The sequence below is a fragment of the Pseudomonas sp. A125 genome, from assembly GCF_055409485.1.
In genome coordinates, this window is record NZ_JBUZVP010000022.1 from 75,062 (window position 1) to 93,964 (window position 18,903).

General features: G+C 43.7%; 13 protein-coding genes. 8 read left to right on the top strand and 5 right to left on the bottom strand.

Features of this window, described 5'->3' with window-relative positions; genetic code table 11:
* The first annotated feature begins 50 nt into the window (after positions 1 to 50).
* The 6 genes from ACZRN6_RS25670 to ACZRN6_RS25695 are packed head-to-tail and all read left to right on the top strand — an operon-like array spanning position 51 to position 10,672.
* Positions 51 to 1,076, top strand: a complete 1,026-nt coding sequence (locus ACZRN6_RS25670) for a tetratricopeptide repeat protein (protein ID WP_212549534.1) — start codon at positions 51 to 53, stop codon at positions 1,074 to 1,076.
* On the top strand, positions 1,073 to 2,968 hold the full coding sequence (locus ACZRN6_RS25675) for a glycosyltransferase family 2 protein (protein ID WP_212549535.1): 1,896 nt from the start codon (positions 1,073 to 1,075) through the stop codon (positions 2,966 to 2,968). The genes ACZRN6_RS25670 and ACZRN6_RS25675 overlap by 4 nt, the downstream gene beginning before the upstream one ends.
* 59 nt (positions 2,969 to 3,027) lie before the next feature.
* Positions 3,028 to 5,247, top strand: coding sequence for a glycosyltransferase (locus ACZRN6_RS25680; protein WP_212549536.1), 2,220 nt, complete (start codon positions 3,028 to 3,030; stop codon positions 5,245 to 5,247).
* A gap of 42 nt (positions 5,248 to 5,289) precedes the next feature.
* On the top strand, positions 5,290 to 6,453 hold the full coding sequence (locus tag ACZRN6_RS25685; RefSeq protein WP_212549537.1) for a nucleotide sugar dehydrogenase: 1,164 nt from the start codon (positions 5,290 to 5,292) through the stop codon (positions 6,451 to 6,453).
* 45 nt (positions 6,454 to 6,498) lie between these two features.
* Positions 6,499 to 7,446, top strand: coding sequence for a hypothetical protein (locus ACZRN6_RS25690; RefSeq protein WP_212549538.1), 948 nt, complete (start codon positions 6,499 to 6,501; stop codon positions 7,444 to 7,446).
* Positions 7,439 to 10,672, top strand: a complete 3,234-nt coding sequence (locus ACZRN6_RS25695) for a glycosyltransferase (protein WP_212549539.1) — start codon at positions 7,439 to 7,441, stop codon at positions 10,670 to 10,672. The genes ACZRN6_RS25690 and ACZRN6_RS25695 overlap by 8 nt, the downstream gene beginning before the upstream one ends.
* Before the next feature lie 67 nt (positions 10,673 to 10,739).
* Here ACZRN6_RS25695 and ACZRN6_RS25700 read toward each other — a convergent pair whose 3' ends face one another.
* The 4 genes from ACZRN6_RS25700 to ACZRN6_RS25715 form a co-directional block, all read right to left on the bottom strand.
* Complete coding sequence (locus ACZRN6_RS25700; protein ID WP_212549540.1) at positions 10,740 to 11,561, bottom strand: glycosyltransferase; 822 nt, start codon at positions 11,559 to 11,561, stop codon at positions 10,740 to 10,742.
* Positions 11,562 to 12,096: 535 nt separating this feature from the next.
* Positions 12,097 to 13,620: an IS66 family transposase gene (tnpC, locus tag ACZRN6_RS25705; RefSeq protein ID WP_282376567.1), complete on the bottom strand. Its 1,524-nt coding sequence runs from the start codon at positions 13,618 to 13,620 to the stop codon at positions 12,097 to 12,099.
* 18 nt (positions 13,621 to 13,638) lie between these two features.
* Positions 13,639 to 13,998: an IS66 family insertion sequence element accessory protein TnpB gene (gene tnpB, locus ACZRN6_RS25710; RefSeq protein WP_249342589.1), complete on the bottom strand. Its 360-nt coding sequence runs from the start codon at positions 13,996 to 13,998 to the stop codon at positions 13,639 to 13,641.
* Positions 13,999 to 14,482: 484 nt separating this feature from the next.
* On the bottom strand, positions 14,483 to 15,403 hold the full coding sequence (locus ACZRN6_RS25715) for a WcbI family polysaccharide biosynthesis putative acetyltransferase (protein WP_212551070.1): 921 nt from the start codon (positions 15,401 to 15,403) through the stop codon (positions 14,483 to 14,485).
* A 274-nt stretch (positions 15,404 to 15,677) separates the two neighbouring features.
* Between ACZRN6_RS25715 and rfbA the strand changes: the two genes are divergently transcribed.
* Entirely contained in the window at positions 15,678 to 16,559 is an 882-nt protein-coding gene (gene rfbA, locus ACZRN6_RS25720; RefSeq protein ID WP_212551069.1) for a glucose-1-phosphate thymidylyltransferase RfbA, read from the top strand.
* Positions 16,559 to 17,107: a dTDP-4-dehydrorhamnose 3,5-epimerase gene (rfbC, locus tag ACZRN6_RS25725; protein ID WP_212551068.1), complete on the top strand. Its 549-nt coding sequence runs from the start codon at positions 16,559 to 16,561 to the stop codon at positions 17,105 to 17,107. Before rfbA ends, rfbC begins: the two co-directional genes overlap by 1 nt.
* Before the next feature lie 40 nt (positions 17,108 to 17,147).
* On the opposite strand, the gene ACZRN6_RS25730 is transcribed toward rfbC, so the two are convergent.
* Positions 17,148 to 18,215, bottom strand: a complete 1,068-nt coding sequence (locus ACZRN6_RS25730; protein ID WP_212551067.1) for a replication initiator protein A — start codon at positions 18,213 to 18,215, stop codon at positions 17,148 to 17,150.
* Positions 18,216 to 18,903 lie beyond the last annotated feature (688 nt).

The following is an 18,903-nucleotide window of genomic DNA, read 5'->3' on the forward strand; positions in this document are numbered from 1 at the left end:
GATCATAATCGGTTTCGAAATACGGATCGGACTAATCAGTAGACTTAGTAATGAAAAATATCGCAACCGTTTCGAAATTGTCTAAAAACGTGATTGGTTTTTTTGATCACATCCATGATGGGTATGCTTATGGGTGGGCGTTTAACCAAAACTCCCCAGGAGAACGGGTAACGGTAGAAATTTACTGTGACGGCAATTTGGTTGGGCAATCGATTGCAAATGAGTTTAGAAAAGACCTCTTGGATGCAGGCATAGGTGATGGGAACTACTCATTTCGAATCCCCATTTCCTATGAACTCAGCAATGGGAAGGAACATAAACTGTTAGCCAGAGACGCTAATAGTGTGGCAGAGCTTGAAGGCAGCCCACAAATGTTTGGGCCTCACATGCTGACAAGAGAGTTTGATTTAATCAATCGCTCTGAAGGCTCGGCGTATCTTCTAAAATTCATTAATTCAAAAACAAATAAATTAACTGCATCAAAAATAGAAAGCTATATAAAGGTTTTTGATCTTGCTTCCATGCTCCAAGAAACAGGCAAAATTTATGATGCGCGTCATGCCTGGGAATCTTTTGAAAAAGCATTGGGTCATAATGCGCTTTTCCTCTCTAAAATTGCAGAAACGTTCATGCTCGAGGGGCAGTATGAAAATGCTTTAAAGTTTTATATGAAAGCAGCCAGCGAAGATTTAAAGTGGTTTTGGCCTCACCTAGGTATGGGTGGCGCTTATCGGTTAATGAAAAAATACTCAGAGTCCTTTTCATCATTTGAAGTCGCACGCTCCCTAGAGCCTGTAGATAAAACTATAGCGACAAGACTGAGCGAGCTGAAAAGCCTCATTAACCCAGGGCCTGCTGAAGAAGGCTTGCGTTCCAAAAAGCATCCACAGTTAGTTAGTTTATTATTTTCCGATACGACTGAAGCCAAAACGCCGCAAGAAAAATCCGGCCCACTCAGCACCCGCAAGAAAAAAATTATTAGCAGTAGTCCACATCTAAATGAGTTTATCAAAAAATTAGAAGCATTAAAAAGCACGATAAGCCGTATGGATGAGCTTAAGGATCAAAACAATTGAACAGAATTTATAGCGAAGCCATTAGACAAAGAACATCCCCTCTCCATACGGCTGTAGTAATAGGCGGGGGCACGGGTGGATCGTTGACAGAACTGCGTAATCTCTGCTGCAAGCATATAGTTCTAACTGAGGCTCACCCCAAACAAATAAATAAAATATCTAAAAAAATTCGATCATCAGCAAATGAGCAAGTATTGCCACTAGCTATATCAGCAGACACGAAGGGCGAAGCAACTCTCCATGTCTACAATAACATGGCGTTTAACAGCTTACACACGCCGGCACCTATTGATAAAAAACTAAAAAACATACAAAAAATAGAAGAAATCGAGGTACCTACAAAATCCTTGTCCGCACTAATATCGGGATTAAACCTAGAGGACAGCAATAACTTACTAATAATAAATTCGCCTGGTTACTCAGCAAATCTCATTGCTTCAGCGGAAATTGAAATACTTCAGAAATTCAACTGGCTCATTGTAGTAGAACTAAACTCAGCATCATCACAAGTTTTACCTGGCTTTTCAGACCATTTGAGTCAGCTCGGATTCGAATATATAAAAATGGAAGACGTGCCTAGTTATCCATTTATTGAGCACGTCTATCATTACGACGGTGTCAAACAAGTTGAGCTTAGTATAAAAAACAATATTCGTTCCTTGCCCACTTCAGGTGAGAGCATACTCGGTAATGGAAAAAATTTTATAGCCAAACTCCTTCCTCAAGAAGCGTTTGAACTTTACTGGCAATCTCAGCGTACAGGCCTTGCCTCAATAAGTGTATCTGCTTGTTTGGCTAATATTAATGCTGGGAATTTTTTGATCGCCCGTGAATTACTGGACTCAGCTATTGAAAGCGGTAAATTGCCTCAAGATTTAGCAGAGATGGTTAGCAATGAGCTTGTACTAAAACACCAGGAACATTTGCGTAATCTTGTTCCTGAGATATCTGTGATAGTTCCTTATCACAACAGAGAAAAAATAATTAAAAAGTGCCTCGACTCTGTCCTTAATCAGACGATCAAAGATATTGAAGTAATCGTTGTAGATGATGGGTCCACGGATAACGGCCGGCAGATCGTAGCTGACATTGACGATGATAGGCTAGTTAGGATTAATTGTGACACCGCCAGTGGGAATTCAGGGACACCTCGTAACATTGCATTAAAAGCAGCACGCGGTACTTACGTTGCCTTTGTAGATTCAGACGATACTATTGATGAAGAATATTTTGAAGAACTGTTGATAGAGGCTAAAAAAAGCAAAGCTGATATCACACTTTCTAAATCGTTTACTAAGCTTTTCAACGACGCTGCAGGAAACGCAAAAAAAACAAAAATCAATTATATATTTAACCCAGACTTCATCTCTGAAAATGAAAGAAAATATTTTTTCATTAATAGCTTTGTTATATGGGACAAGTTATACAAACGTGATTTCATGGAAAGAAATAACATAAAGCTGGCGGATTCAAAAATCGGCGCAGATACGTTAATGGTTGCAAAAAGTTATTATTACGCAACTTCTGTAGCAATGTGCTATAACAAAGCATCCTATAACTATAATGCATTTTCTGAAGGTTCTGTTACTCAAGCTTTTCGATCAAAAGGTGACATAAGAGAAGAAGATAAGCCCTATGCTGAAACATTTGCATGGATGAAAAATGATAATATTCCTAAGGCCTACCTACTTATCCAGTGGATCCGTCGCTTAATGAGCCTAAGTTACTGCCTCAGCTCAAGTAAAGTTGAATTGTCATCGGACTCTTTAAGCTACTTGAGTGAACAATTAAAAGAAGCACCTTTCAAATCAGCCATGGCGCATTTGAAAAAGAAAAATCTTAATGAGCAACATCAAAGTATCAGCAAACTGTTAACCATGCTTGGCAGATAAAGCCATCTTTTTATTTTAAATATTTTAATTGGCCGATTCTTCTATTAAAGAGGCAAAGCATGAAGCAGCAACTGAAGGAAAGAAAATATAAACAGCTTGGTCTGATTGATGCGAGCAGTCATTTTCTCAAGCCCAGAAAATTTACCACAAGCGAAGGCTTGAGAAAATTCATTGCAAAATGCACGCCGAAAGGCAAGCAGCAAGTAACGACAGGTAGTTTGATTCGTTCTGCGCAGACTACAGATCCGTCTGTTACGGTAATTATTCCTTCATTTAATACATCACTTTATATTGAGCAATGTATAAAATCAGTTTGCGACCAGTCCCTGGAAAACATAGAAATAATCATCATTGATGATGCCTCAACAGATGATACTGTTCAAAAGATTTTGCCATTCACGTACACCGACAAGCGGATTACTCTAATAACTTTAGCACAGCAAAGTGGATCGCCAGGTAAAGCTCGTAATATTGGAATGGCGCTCGCATCAGCTTCTTATATATCCTTCATTGATAGTGATGATTGGATTGATTCAAACATGCTTGAGGCTTTGTACAGTGCCGCCTCAATACAGAATTCTGATATTTGCTTCCTGAGTGGATTCATTAACCACCTTGATGATAAGTCCAGCAAGAGATATTATAAAAAGCCTCATATAGATTCATCCTCAGACTTGAAAGGATTTCATGAAAGTTTCATGTTGTGGGATAAACTTTGGCGCCGAGAATTCCTCTTGGAAAATGAACTCGAGATTGCACACACTTCGGCCTCAGAAGAGCTTCTTTTCATTATAAAATCGTATTATCTGGCTCAGAATGTATCTGTATCCACCGGAAACTATGGCTATAACTATCGACGTTTGAATCCTTCTTCAATAACAAAGAACATAAGAAGCAACCTCTATCCGTCCTTTGAATTTGAGGCATGGGGATTAGTCGATAACTGGCTGAAGGAAAATACTGTATCTGATCAATACAAAAACATTATTTGCCTGAGAAAACTACTTAGTTTTAATTATGCACTGTCAATCGTTAATGATACCCACCGAGTGCAGTTTTCGGAGGAAGTAGGCGTTTATCTGACAAATACGTTAAGTCAGAGCGTCCTAGACATTGCACATAAGCTAGAATATACCTCGCAAATCGAAAGTTTGCAAAATAGCATTAATGGACTTAATGTTATCTCAGGTGATTTATCGACCGATGAAAAATCAGGGAACATTCTTTTTGGGCCCGACTGGTCAAGTAGCAATCCCTATCAGAAACTTTTATATAAAAGCCTACGCAACACCTATAAGATATATGCGACAGGTTTTTCTCCGAGACAACTTACTAAAGAGTATCTCAACGTTAAGAGAGCCACCAGTAGTATTTTGCACTTACATTGGCTACATCCTTTTTATGATGCTTCCTCAATAGAGTCTGCAGAAAATCTTATCGGTATAATAAGACATGCAAAACGCCTGGGCTATACCATCGTATGGACAGCGCACAATATAATGCCTCATGAGATGGATACGACTACAGAATCAAACCATTTGCTAGTGCGCGAGGCCGTGATTGACGCGTGTGATGTAATCATTGTCCACGATCAACGTGCACAAGAAGCCTTAAGCAAAAAGTTTAGCAATGCAGCAGACAAAATTTCTATTGCACCTCATGGTTTATATGAAAAAACACAGTATAAAACCCCCAGTCTGAAAAAAAGTATAAAAAGCGAGTTAGGCATTGAGAATGAGCGATTCACCGTTCTTCTAGCCGGTAGAATTCGTGGCTACAAAGGGATTGAGAGAGCGATTGATATATTCACTAACGGCTCATTGAAACTTTCGGAAACCTGTACTCTTATAATTGCAGGCTATCCGGATGATGAGAATATCGACAATCAGATAAAAATAGCTGTTTCTGATTTTGAACATATAAAATATGTAAGAGGTTCTATATCCGATGCAGATTTAGAAACCTTATTCATTGCCTCAGATGTGTGTTTGCTTCCTTACGAGAAAAGTGCAACGAGTGGATTGGCATTTCTATCGATTAGTTACAACACGCCTATGATCACTTCCAAACTTCCTGCATTTGAGCAGTTTGTATCTAATGGAATGGCTCTGTGCGGTAGCAGCAACGAGGAAATAGAAAGTGCTATTTATTTTACATCCAAAGCATTTTACTCCCAACAGCTTGATCATATATTTCATGCTGTAAGCCACGGAGATATGAGCGAACTGGAGTGGGACTCGATCGTCAAGAGACCCGCCTTTAGCCAGTTATTTGTTTAATAACTATCCTCATTGATCCACAATCAAGCTTTTGGTGATTATATGAAAATTACAGTTGTTGGTACTGGTTACGTAGGTCTTTCTAACGCCGTATTGTTGGCACAGCGTCATACCGTCGTTGCATTGGACGTAATCCAAGCCAAGGTAGACCTGATCAATGATCGCCAGTCGCCCATCGTAGATCCGGAAATAGCCGAATATCTTAAAAATAAAAAGCTCGACCTGCTCGCAACTACGGATAAAGCGCTTGCCTACTCAGATACTGAATATGTCATCGTAGCGACACCCACAGACTATGATCCAAAGACGAATTACTTTAATACTCGCTCTGTTGAGTCTGTCATTGCAGACGTATGTTTATTCAACCCTCGCGCAATCGTTGTCATAAAATCGACCGTGCCTGTTGGTTTTACTGAGCGAATGAATCAAGAACATGCCTGCATTATTTTATTTTCCCCTGAGTTTCTCCGGGAAGGTAGGGCACTTTACGACAATCTTTATCCATCAAGAATTATTGTTGGCGGTAGTACAAAAGAGGCATCTCTGTTTGCTGATATTTTAACCGAAAACTCGCTGAAAAATAATGTAGACACTCTGATTACAGAGTCAACTGAGGCGGAGGCCATCAAGCTATTCTCAAATACCTTCCTGGCTATGCGCATCGCCTATTTTAATGAATTGGATACATATGCTGAAGTACACGGTCTGAACTCCAGGCAAATAATTGAGGGAGTTGGGCTTGATCCTCGTATTGGTAGCCATTATCACAACCCATCCTTTGGGTATGGTGGATACTGCCTACCAAAAGATACAAAGCAATTGCTTGCCAATTATGGAAATGTGCCAAACAATATGATTAAGGCAATTGTGGATGCCAATACCACACGCAAAGATTTTATTGCAGATTCCATTATTTCTAAAAATCCTAAAACAGTTGGCATTTATCGCTTAATCATGAAAGCCGGATCTGACAATTTCAGAACCTCTTCAATTCAAGGCATCATGAAGCGAATTAAAGCTAAGGGTATAACCGTGGTTGTCTACGAACCAGTGTTACAAGATGAAGTCTTTTATAATTCAGTTGTGATAAAAGATTTAGCTGAATTTAAAAAAATATCTGATGTGATCGTAGCCAATCGCTGGGAAGATGAAATCAGAGACGCTGCAGAGAAAGTGTATACTCGTGATCTTTTCGGAAAAGACTGATCTCATTATCTTATGCCACATTGTCATTAGTTTGGATGGTACCTCATGAAAATTTTGTTTTCCGGTCTTGAAGCATCGATTTTTGAAGGGTGGTGGTCTGCTACTGAAAACACGATAGATCATGTGTCTATTGTCCCCTCTAGCGTTTTTTTCGATTTATTACAAAATAACAGTCTTCCTAATAATGCGACTCGCTTGGTTTGGCTTTACCGTTCTCCTTGGGAAACCATTAACCAGACTGACGACATTCAAATTAGCGTGGCCCTGAAAAACTGGCAGTCTCTGCAGAAGATTTTCCTTGAACTGAGCAGGACAAACAATACCTCTGTTATAGCTGTTAATATTGATAGCACGTCTAGCTCTAATTTAAAGGGTATTTATGGCGCTCCCGTCAGTAATGCTATCCTTAGTGAAGCCCGCTTACCAAACCCATTAAATTTTTTACCCGAGTTGTTTGACGCGTTCGCTCCGCACTACTGGGACATTCTTGAATCTCTTGAGTCTGTTAGCTGGACTCCACGTGGTACATCTCTCTTTAGAAGCAATGTGGATTCGCTAAAAGAAGACGATTTTTTCAAGCTGCTTAATACTCTTGAATCTGTTAAAAAAGTCAGAAACCTAGAGCAGAAATTAAGCCAGTCTGAATTCAAAAATTCCGAGTTAGAAAAGAAAATTACGATTTATGAAGGCTTTTCTGAAAAGCTAGATAGTACGCAAATCCAAAATTCAAATTTAGAAAATGCCTTAGCTTATGAAAAGGCTAGAACGCTTAAAGCAGAATTAAATCTTTCTGAGTTGATGGGCGTTTCTACATCACGCATCCAGGAGCTAGAGCACCAGAATAAGCTGCTGAGTGCTCAGCTTAAAATGACGCAGGGTGAACTGCTAGAACACTATGATACGGTGGGTAAATATGACGCCATATTTGAAATGTCTAGTGAGACATTGCATCGGGCTAATTTAGCCCTCCAGGCAGGGCTGCACGATGCCTAAATCAATCAGAGGTCACGATAAGAGAGCGCTCGATCCAGAATGGTATTTGTCTAATTATCCTGATGTAGCGAACGCAGGGTTCACTGCCCTGGAACATTACACCGCGCATGGTAAAAAAGAAGGTCGTTATCCAAGACTACTCAAATCTAAATCTATTGAGACAAAGCTCTGGAGCGGCTTTTCTGATAATGCAATCACCGAGCTTGTCCATATTTTTAATGACTTAACTTCTGAAGCTGAAGAGAAGATGTTCTCTGCATTGGCGCTAGCTCGTTGGTATAGCAGCCGCCGCCAGTGGAATCATGCAGAACCGTATGTTGAATTCTTGTGCGCCATTCTCATCACAGATTCCAGTGCAGTGCCTGGCTATCTTTATCAAGAAGGTATGCATTTATTAATTACGGATGTTTTCGTAAGGCTCAATAGGCATCAGGAAGCCAAGAATCTCTTTCAGCATATTAATTACGATCGCTGTCCCAACGACATGCTGCTCTCTGCATCCAATCTACTCATGAGTTCGGAAGGCCAACACATATATGAAAGTGAACAGAAAAAATTAGATCTCATAAATAAAATATTTGTCGATTCAAATCTTACCACCTTGGCTAAAAAAGACGAGGGGGATATTTTATCCATAGATAATATACAAGGGGCCTATCGTGATCAAGTATCGAGCCCTCATAAGGTCAGTATCTTAATCCCTGTGTTCAACGCTGAGTCTTATATTGAAACAGCACTGAGAAGCTTGACCTTCCAAACTTGGACTAATCTTGAGATCATTGTGGTTGATGATGCTAGCTCTGATAGAACAAAAGAACTAGTAGCCGCTTATATCGCTAAAGATTCGCGCGTAATTCTTATTAGCCACAAGACCAATAAAGGTGCTTATGCAGCACGAAATACAGCTTTAAAACACGCGACAGGGGAATTTGTCACTACTCATGATAGTGATGACTGGTCTCACCCCGAAAAAATACAGTTGCTCAGTGAGCCTTTAATCCATAACAATAAACTTAAGGCAGCTCTTGGTCACTGGGTCCGCGTTGAGCCCAGTCTTCATTTTAAAAAACCACGACCGGATGGGCATCTGGTTCACGCTAGTGTTTCGACACTTATGTTTAAATCCGATGTTATCAAGACACAGGGAGGCTGGGACGAGGTAAAAGTAGCTGCTGATAGTGAAATGTACGAACGTGTAAAGAGTCTTTACGGTGATCAATCTATCGTAGAAGTTTTGCCAGGCGTTCCTCTTGTTTTTGCAAGAGATGTTCCTGGTTCTTTGACCACTACCGATACGACACATGCATTTTCAGAGTTTTTTGGTTTACGGCAAATTTATCGCGCTCAATATTCAATCTGGCATGATTCTTTGTCTTCTGCTCATACGGCTAATCTTTCAATTTTTCCTAGACATCGTTCATTCCCAGCACCTGCCACTAATCTTGTTATACCACCTCTTGATAAAATCTATGAAGTTGTCTTGTTTTCAGATTTTAGTTTTGAAGCCACGGATTACAATTATTTAAAATTAATCATTGACAAAATTGTCAATCAATCTGTATCTGTGGCTGTTTATCATTGGCCTGACTATAGAAATACTGAAATATATTTTATTTCGCCTTACCTACTCTCCCTCGCAGCCACTTATAGAATTGATATTCTAACGCCGACTCAACGGCTGGATACTAAATTGCTGGCTTTTTTAGGAGACTCTATTTTTTCTTTTCATCCAGACGCTGTACCAACCGTACAATTCAAACGGTGCAAAGCTTATCCAAATATACGTCAGATAGCTGATTTATTACCCGATGTGCTGGAACTCCGGGAAGAGTTTAATCATAATTTGATTGCTGCCTCCGGAATTTTCTCTTCCACCTGGTACGAATCCTTATATCCCGACATTCGTGAAGCTATGGTTAATCCCCTGTCTCATTATTTAAAATATGGGATTTACGAAGGCCGCAGTGCTTCTCCTAATTTCAATAATGAATTTTATTACCAAACATATTTATCTGATAAAAATATTGATCTGCCACCGCTGTTGCATTATCTAAAGTTTGGAAAACCCCAAGGCTATCAGACATTCCCTCCTCCTCTGAGTGGGGACATTGTGTTACGTAAAAAGAGACGCACAGTATTAGTGTGCGGTCATGCAGCTGGAAAACAAATTTTTGGTGCGGAACGAAGTTTAATTGAAATACTTGATGCATTTGTCGAGCTAAAATATAACGTCATAGTCACAATTCCTGACTATACTAATACAGAATACCTATTGGCATTACGTAAGCGCTCACATAAAGTTTTAGTAGTTTCATCACCATTATGGACACAATCACCAATTCCTTATAGTGATGCAATAAGTAAGTTTCGTGAAATTATTGACGAATATTCAATACAAGCAGTCCATACTAATACAATCATGCAGCGAGAACCATTAATCGCGGCGAAACAAGCGGGTATTCGGTCAATTGTCCATGTCCATGAAATATTGGACGATAACGACGAAGCTTGCATGCACATTAAAATGCCCGCTTCTCGCATTTACCAAACAGTATCTGAGATCGCTGATGTGGCGATTGCCAACTCTCAATTTACAGCATCCCATCTACACCATTTTAAATCTGTTCACGTTGTAAGCAATAACGTTAACTTTCAAGAGTTTGATATTGAAAATAAAATAAACAGCAGTTCAATAAGCATTGCGATTATTAGCAGCAACATCGAAAAGAAAGGAGTATCTGACTTTATCGAAGTAGCTAATCTCTTAGCACAATCCCTTGATAATGCTCGCTTTTTAATTATAGGCCCCTGTACTGCGCATGTTCAGTCATTAAAAACGAACATAATTGATAAAAATAATACAATTGAATTTATTGACTATGTTAGCAACCCCCTTCTTGCCATAAGTCAAGCCAACATTATTGTCAGTATGTCGACTTGCCAAGAGACCTTTGGGCGCACCATTTTGGAGGGTATGGCTGCTCGACGTGCAGTAATCGCTTATGATCGAGGTGCTTTTTCCGAACTTATTAAAGATGGAGAGACTGGATTTCTTATTTCCTTTAAAGATATTTCCCAAGTAGCCGGAAAAATCAAAGAGCTTTGTTTAAATCCTGGGAAAATTACGAGCCTTGGAGAAAAGGGTCGAATGTATGCAATTAAAAACTTCAACAAGAGTTGCATAAAAAATCAACTTCACTCAGCTTACAATTCTGTCTTTTCTTAAAACCCTATTTATTCATTATAAAAATCGGCTGCTGCATAATATTTCATTATGTCAGCAGCTATTTTTGTCACACAGACAAAACAGAGTTAATTCCGAACTCTTTCAGAAAGTTATTCGCTTCTTCTGGCTGGAAGATTTTCCCCACACATTTTTCAAAGCTATCTTTCGAATCATTTTCTGAATGGAACGCTCTTATAAATGCAGGTGATCGTCCATCGCTAACTGTTGGAATTTTGTCATCGGTCTTGATGTGATTTCCACACTGGTAGATTGAATACCTTCCAGTTCTGACTGATTTACCTTTTCTTGATATGTATGCCAATCCTGCTGAACCAAATCGCCATTTGTAGTCAGCCAGTTTCTTTATATTCCCACTTTCATCCAGTAAAGCACCATACCCTCGAGCAAAGGAAATTACGCATCCAGAAAATCCTGGTTGAAGATAGTGATCCATTTGCTTTGCAAAATTTGGAGAAAGGGCATCATCATCATCAAGTCTGACGCTAGCATAAATGTCTTGATCATCAAGACTATTAACATACTCATTTAACCCCGACCTCACATCAGCATTTGATTGGTCTAGTGCCAGCACTTCAAGAAATTTATTTTCTTTTGTAATTTCTATTAAAAAATCGCTGTTTTTCTTAGGTAATAAATTTGAAGTCAGTAGAAAAACTTTCAACGTTACATTTTCAGGTTTATTCTTGTTAAGCTCTATCAAAGATTTTAGAGTTATTTTTTCAAAAAATGACTGTCTTTTGCTCATTCTTTCAGAAGAAAACAATTCTCTCTTATAATCTTCTTCCGAGTCCCTTCCGATAACCCACGACTTCCTCATTTCAGGAGCATATAAGGAATACCGTATCGTTATCACAATGTGCTTATTCATTTTCTTTTTTCCTAAGAATTACTACGTCCCACAACATTAATTTTCAACAATTTCTCATCAATTATCGAGCTAAAAAATTTTTACATTATACATCCAATCTACTTTTTTGGAATCTAATTTTTTTAAAATTACAAGGTTAATTTACTAAACTCTAGCTTTATGACAACTGTATTCTCTGTTTCTATCCACTTATCGATACCGTATAGCCCCATCGTCAAAGATCCTACGTCTCTGCATTCAGAGCGTTTACGCCGTGATCGGAATAGCTTCCATCCCATACGCACTTGGCCACTCATTTCATATGACGAGAGTCCAGCGCTTGCCGTTGCCATTCAAAAAACCCGTTCGCATCCATACCCACCTGGACAGGCGGGCGCATGCGAAGCAGAAAGTGAAAAGATTTCTTTTACCCTGTACGACTCGACCAAAGCTGATCAGCCGTAGGTGGATTTTCGGAAGTCAACGAACGTGGGGTAGAGGTCGATTTTTTGTATGCGATCCATAAACCCCACCTACCCAACAGTGGGTTAACGGTTTACCGTTGCATCTCTGGTAAGCAGTTCCACGGCAGCAGAGCTTCGTAGTCGGCTACTGACGAGGCGTGCGGCAGCCACGTATAGGGTTCTTGGCCGTTGACCTTTGCGGTCTCGACCAGGCTGTAGATCTTCGCGCTGGCGGTGGCACCGTTGACGGTATCGCTGAACAGCCAGGCCTTGCGCCCGATGACAAACGGCTTGATCGCTCTTTCGGCCGCATTGTTGTCGATGGGCAAGTAACCTGCTTCGACGTAGCGCTCCAGCCGGCTCCAGTTATTCGCCAGATAATGCACTGCCTTACCCAGCGCACTTTGCGCCGTCACCTGCGGCTGGGCTTTATCCAGCCAGCTTTTCAGTTGCGCCAAGATCGGCAGGCTCTTTTCCTGACGACCGATAAACCGCTGTTCATCGCTGACGTCCTTGAGCTCGCGTTCGATGCCGTACAGCTTGTTGATCATCATCAGCGCAATATCGGCCCGTCCGGTTTTACCCTTGGGCTGCACTTTTTGCGCGTCCACGAACTTGCGTCGTGCATGGGCCATGCACGCCAGGCGTTCGACGCCTGGCAGCAACGCCAACGCGTTATAGCCGGCGTAATCATCGGTCATGACATAGCCGCGATAACTTTCCAGCAGTCGTAACGGTACTTCCTGCGCACGGCTGGACGTGTAGTCAAACAACACGACTTTGCGATCCGGCGGGCCGCTGGCTTGTACCCACATCCAGGATTGACTGGTCGGGTCTCGATCCGGTTCTTTCAGCACCTGCACGCGCGTTTCATCGCAGTGGATCACCGGACTTTCCAGTAATCGATCACGCATCAGATTAAGCAGCGGCTGGAAGTATTCTCTGCATTGGACCACCCAGCGCGCCAAGGTCTGGCGCGGGATCTCGATACCGTGGCGGCTCAGCACACTTTCAAACCGGTGCAGCGGCAGACCGTCCACATACTTGGTGGTGAGCAGCATGGCCAATACGCTCGGGCTGGCCATGCTCTTTTCGATCAGTTGCGCAGGTTTGTCAGCAGTGACCGGGGCTGCTTCGCAGCCCCGGCAACCGTAGACCTTGCGAATATGTTTGATGACGCGGATCTGCATCGGCACGATGTCCAGTTGCTTACTGGTTTCTTCGCCGATGGCGTGTTTGCGGCAACCGCAGGCACAGGTCAGTTCGTGTTCTTGCAGTTGGTGGATGACTTCGATACGCGGCAGATCAGCCGACAGGGGCTTGCGTTTGCCACGGCGTGGCGTCGGTGCAACGACTTCTTCATCAGCTTCACCGACTGAAGGCATCGGCTCGCTTTCAGGCTCGTTGAACAAGGCCAGTTGCGGCGTATTGGGCTCCACGGTTTGCTCGGACTTGCGCCCAAACAGACGGTCGCGCAACAGCTTGATCTGTTCTTTCAGATCGACGATGTGGGTCTGATAAGCCTGAGCCGATTCCTCCTGGCGATTGAGCGCCTCAAGCAGCAGTTGCTTGAGCAGGACAGGATCATCAGGAAGGTCATCGGGCAGGGGAATCATGGCCCGGATTATACCGGGTCACGCCACGTAGCGCGGGGTCAAAACTTGATGAGGGCGGTTGCGCCAGAGATCAAAACCGTCGAGCAACCAGTTCAGTTCCTGGACGCTGAGGACAATCGCTTCGTCTGTGGCATCGGGCGATGTTTTGAAACGCTCCGACTCCAGGCGTTTGAGCCAAAGACAAAAGCCGTTGCGCTCCCAATACAAGATCTTTACTCGATTGCGAGGTTTGTTGAGGAAAACGAACAGTACGGGGTCGAACACCGCCACCTTGATATCCAGCTCGACCAGCGCTGCCAGGCCGTCGATAGCTTTTCGGAAGTCCACAGGTTTGGGGTAGAGATAGACTTTTTCGACTTTGGCGTCGGGTGGCATCATGAGGTGCTGGCTCCAGAGGGAATCGGGAGCACAGCATCCAAGATCATCTGGCCGCTTTGACTGTGGGGTTCATGGAGCGCTTACGATTTTTTCGACTCTGGCGTCGTAGCGTATCGTGAGCGACTAGCTTCTAAAGAGTCTTAGGAACTCAGCATCGGGGATCAGGTCATGGCTTAGAATCTAGGATTGGTACGAGATTTACGTTAAAACGGTAAAGGGGAATAAACGCGTACCTTATGTATAACTACGCCATGCGCTGGAATGCCCGTCGCCAGTGGCGTTTATGGAAATTTTAAGGCATTGCTTCTGTAAAACGGTTATCAGCAACACCACGATGTTGACCAAACCCCATCTTGTAAAGGTGGGGTTTATAGGAAATATAGACTTTAAAATTGATACAACTAATAAAAAGAAGTTTTCCACCACCTAACTAGGTTCGTTTTGCAACCTTGTCGAAAGCTCCATTGTTTATCATAAAAACCATCTATTTCTGTATGCCCATTACTGCATTATCAAATTTATTCAAAATATCCATACACTCCACTACCCTTCTGTTCTTTCTATTAACGTCTAAAACCTCTTGGGATTTTTCATAACCGCTCCAACAGAGAGAAACATATTTTCGATAACTGTCTATACCTTCCATGGAAAAATTTTCGGCATCGAAACTAATTCCCAAGTTTTTACTTATAAATGGGAAAATCGGAAGAATGGCTTCTTGAAGGTACTCATCAGTTGCTTTATTTTGAACTGGGCTAAGCCCTAATTTGTCAATAACTTGATCAACCATATAGATTAATAGCTCATTGGTCGGGTGATTAAAGGTCCAGAACAACTGTCTATTTTTATAGTTATCCTCTATGAAATCAGAAATTTTTATATCACAATCTTGTTCACGCTCTCTTAAGTTCAAAAGTGATTCATCTATATAGCCCTCTAGCCAATCAGCAGCACCTTTGTAATTTTCATAAAATTCGAATAACTTCTCTAGGCTGTAGCCTTTAATTTTAGCCGCAATACAAAAGGCATCATGATAATCGGATGGAAAATGTGAATACTCCGGAACACGCGGTGTCACACCTCTGCCTTTGGAGTCTTTGATATAGATAAAGCTAGGGAAGTACCCAATATAGTGAGCATTGGGAACAACAATGATCTTTGCGCCAGCTTTAATTGTATCTACCAACTGCCCCGTACCGATGGGAAAGTTGTTGTAATTATTTGATATTAAATGCGTCACTACAACATCGGAAGAAGACAGCGTAGCGATAACCCCTTTGATATCATGCTCTTTTAGCAGGTGCACTGGTTTTATCTGGATTATTTCGCAAGGAACGTTGAGTCTTTGTTGAAGCAAACTTTTAATCGGGGCCGACTGACAGTTCCCCATTACACATATTTTCATTTTCCCCCCAGGAAAACTTTTTATCTATCGAAAATTATTAAAATGTGATCCAGTATAATACCAAGAACCACACTCATTAACTATATAACTTTAAACCATGCCAATCACTCCGTACACCTGCAGCTCCTTAAAATTTTACCCTTCAATAAAGCTTATCTCTATCACTGACCGCGCATTTTCTCCAGTATTGAGTAAACTCTAAACGCTACAGGCAAGATATCTGGCCGTGCAAGCATACTGTACGCTGGATGAACCTAACTACTAAAGGACTCCCATGGCACGTAAAGGAATCATCCTAGCAGGCGGCTCCGGAACCCGCCTCCACCCAGCCACACTGGCAGTCTCCAAGCAATTGCTGCCCGTGTACGACAAACCGATGATCTATTACCCGCTCAGCACCCTGCTGCTGGCAGGTATCCGCGACATCCTGATCATCTCTACACCGCAGGACACGCCGCGTTTCTCCCAACTGCTGGGCGACGGCAGCCAATGGGGGCTTAACCTTTCCTACGCAGTACAGCCAAGTCCTGACGGACTGGCACAGGCCTTTACCATCGGTGCCGACTTCATCGGCAACGATCCGTCCGCATTGGTGCTGGGCGATAACATTTTCTACGGCCATGACTTCCAGTCGCTGCTGCTCAATGCAGACAAGCGTGAGTCTGGTGCTTCGGTATTTGCCTACCACGTGCACGACCCTGAGCGTTATGGCGTCGCCGAGTTCGACAACAGCGGCCGCGTGCTGTCGCTGGAAGAGAAGCCCAAGGCGCCGAAATCCAGCTATGCCGTGACCGGCCTGTATTTCTACGACAACCAGGTCGTTGATCTGGCCCGTGATCTGAAGCCATCGCCACGTGGCGAGCTGGAAATCACCGACCTGAACATTCTGTACCTCGAGAAACAGCAGCTGAACGTCGAGATCATGGGTCGCGGTTATGCCTGGCTCGACACTGGTACCCACGACAGCCTGCTCGATGCCGGTCAGTACATCGCCACGATGGAGCGTCGCCAGGGCCTGAAGATCGCCTGCCCTGAAGAGATTTGCTTCCGTGCCGGCTGGATCGATGCCGAGCAAGTGGAGCGCCTCGCTCAGCCGCTGCTCAAGAACGGCTATGGCCAGTACCTGAAGAACCTGCTCAAAGAAAAGGTGTTTTGATGCAAGCCACTCCATTAGCCATTCCTGAAGTCGTACTGTTTACCCCCAAGGTATTCGGTGACGAGCGTGGCTTTTTCTACGAAAGCTTCAATGCACGCGCCTTTAAAGAAGCCACCGGTCTTGAGCCTGAGTTTGTCCAGGACAACCACTCGCGTTCGGTAAAAGGCGTGCTGCGTGGTCTGCACTACCAGTTGAACCCTGATGCACAAGGCAAGCTGGTACGTGTGGTGCAAGGTGAAGTGTTCGACGTGGCGGTGGATATTCGTCGCTCGTCACCGACCTTTGGCCAATGGGTCGGTGCCGTGCTGTCGGCGCAGAACAACAACCAGTTGTGGATTCCGCCAGGCTTTGCCCATGGGTTCATTACCCTGAGCGACACGGCCGAGTTCCTGTACAAGACCACGGATTTCTATTCGACGCAGAGCGAGCGCTGCATTGCCTGGAACGATCCCGACATCGGGATCGAATGGCCGCTCGATTGCACGCCGCAGTTGTCCGGCAAGGACCAGTTGGGCGTGGCGTTGAAGGATGCTGATCTGTTCGACTGAATGGTCTGAAAGGCGGAGCGCGCTGCAAGGGGCGCTCCGCTTAAAGCGCGTTCCATTGCTCGCGCTGCGAATGATGAACGATGCGCAGCATCGGCCCCTCCTTGCCCTCTTCCTCGGCCACGCTGTATTCAGGCACGCATTGGGTCTGAATGACCTTACGCAGCAGGCGAGAAAACTCTTTGAGCGTTCCTGCACTACCACTGTGTTCATATAACGTATGAAAGCCCCATAAAGCCATCCTCTTCCCGGCGGTCCTGCACGCCAGTCGGTAAATGAACCGGCCCACGCCTTGGCTGATGCTGAAGTAATCTTTATGAACGGTAAGCACGTCAGGTTTATGCCCCTTGGTGATCTCGTCAAACATCCAGTCAGCAATTCTGATTCTGATCGACTCGACGGCTTTGGTTTTGCTGTGACTGACGACTGAGAAAGACGTGATGAGGTTCTCCCCCTCGGTCAGGGTCTTTAACAGCCCACCCACATTGCGAGTGCGTTCAATACGAATGTGGGTAGTGCTTAGCCTTTCCAGAGCCTCGATCAATTTGTCTTTCTGGCTACCACCGACATTTTTCTTGCAGAAGCTCAGTATCTCGTCGATACGAGAGCAGAATATCTGGCCGGGTTTCTCGCCCTTTCCGGCACGGTACCGGTTCATTGCCTCGTTCAGATGAGATATGGCCATCAGGACAATGTCGTAATCCCAGATGGATGCCATGCCGCATAGGCTGGATGAAACCTGCACATACCCGTTCGGCAAGTCATAACGAATAACCGAATTGGCGCGAATGTCTCTCTTGGACAAACGAAATAACGCGACGTCCATCACGCTGCGATTGTCACGTGCACCCACGTCATAGGGCATGGGGGCAAACATGTCGCTGCAAATCGTAAAGCTGCGCTTGTTTGCCTGACCGACTTTGAGCTTGCCGATAGCGGCAGAGGCTGGTGCACGTCCCGCAGGTGCTTCACCGGCTGCGACGCTGGTTTTATTGCGGGGCTTTTTGGAAGGAGCTTCTGCCGGGTTAACGACCAACACTTCCTGCACGTCAGGCTGCGCTTTTCTGGATTGAATCGAATCCAGACGGCGAACGTGCTTGTTGGGAGGCATAGAAAATTCCTGTGAGGGAGAAGCATCGGCGATGAATCCGAGTGGGGCGCAATGTTACGGGCCTTGTTGAAATGGATAAATCAGACGACAACGCCAGCGGTTATAGGAATGCGAGGGCGTTTGCTTCGGAAATTTCTTCATCCGCATGTAGGAAGTCAGTATTTTCGCGGCTTCCAAGGGGATATTTCATCGAAAAGCATTGTGCTTGGGGAGGGAAACGCTGCCAGACGCTGAAAAACGTGTTGAGGTGGATCGCGCGCTACACGCATGTTTTTAGTTTTTAACTAGTTTTAATATAGTTTTAGCCATTGTGTATAACTCACACAGCCCACGTCGTACGTGGCCTGTAGGGTAGGCATAACCCTGTGGACAGGTGTGCAATGTACAAATTTGGGTGTGCAAAGTACCGGTTTTGGTGGGCGATTTACGCAGGAAAATGCGCTTTTACGTGTCAAGCAGATTTTCTACTGTGCAAACAGGATTTATTCGCAGTCTGAAAATTGTGGATAAGACCTGCAGACCACGTTATTCAAGGCTTGGCGCTCAGTAAAACCCTGTGGACGGGTGTGTAAAGTACAAAACCAGATGGGTGAATTTCAGGTTCTTGTGCGTGAATTACGAGGCTCATGCAGCCTGGGTGTGCAAAGTACAAAGAAAAACGGTTTCAAGCCGTTTTTACGCAGCCTGC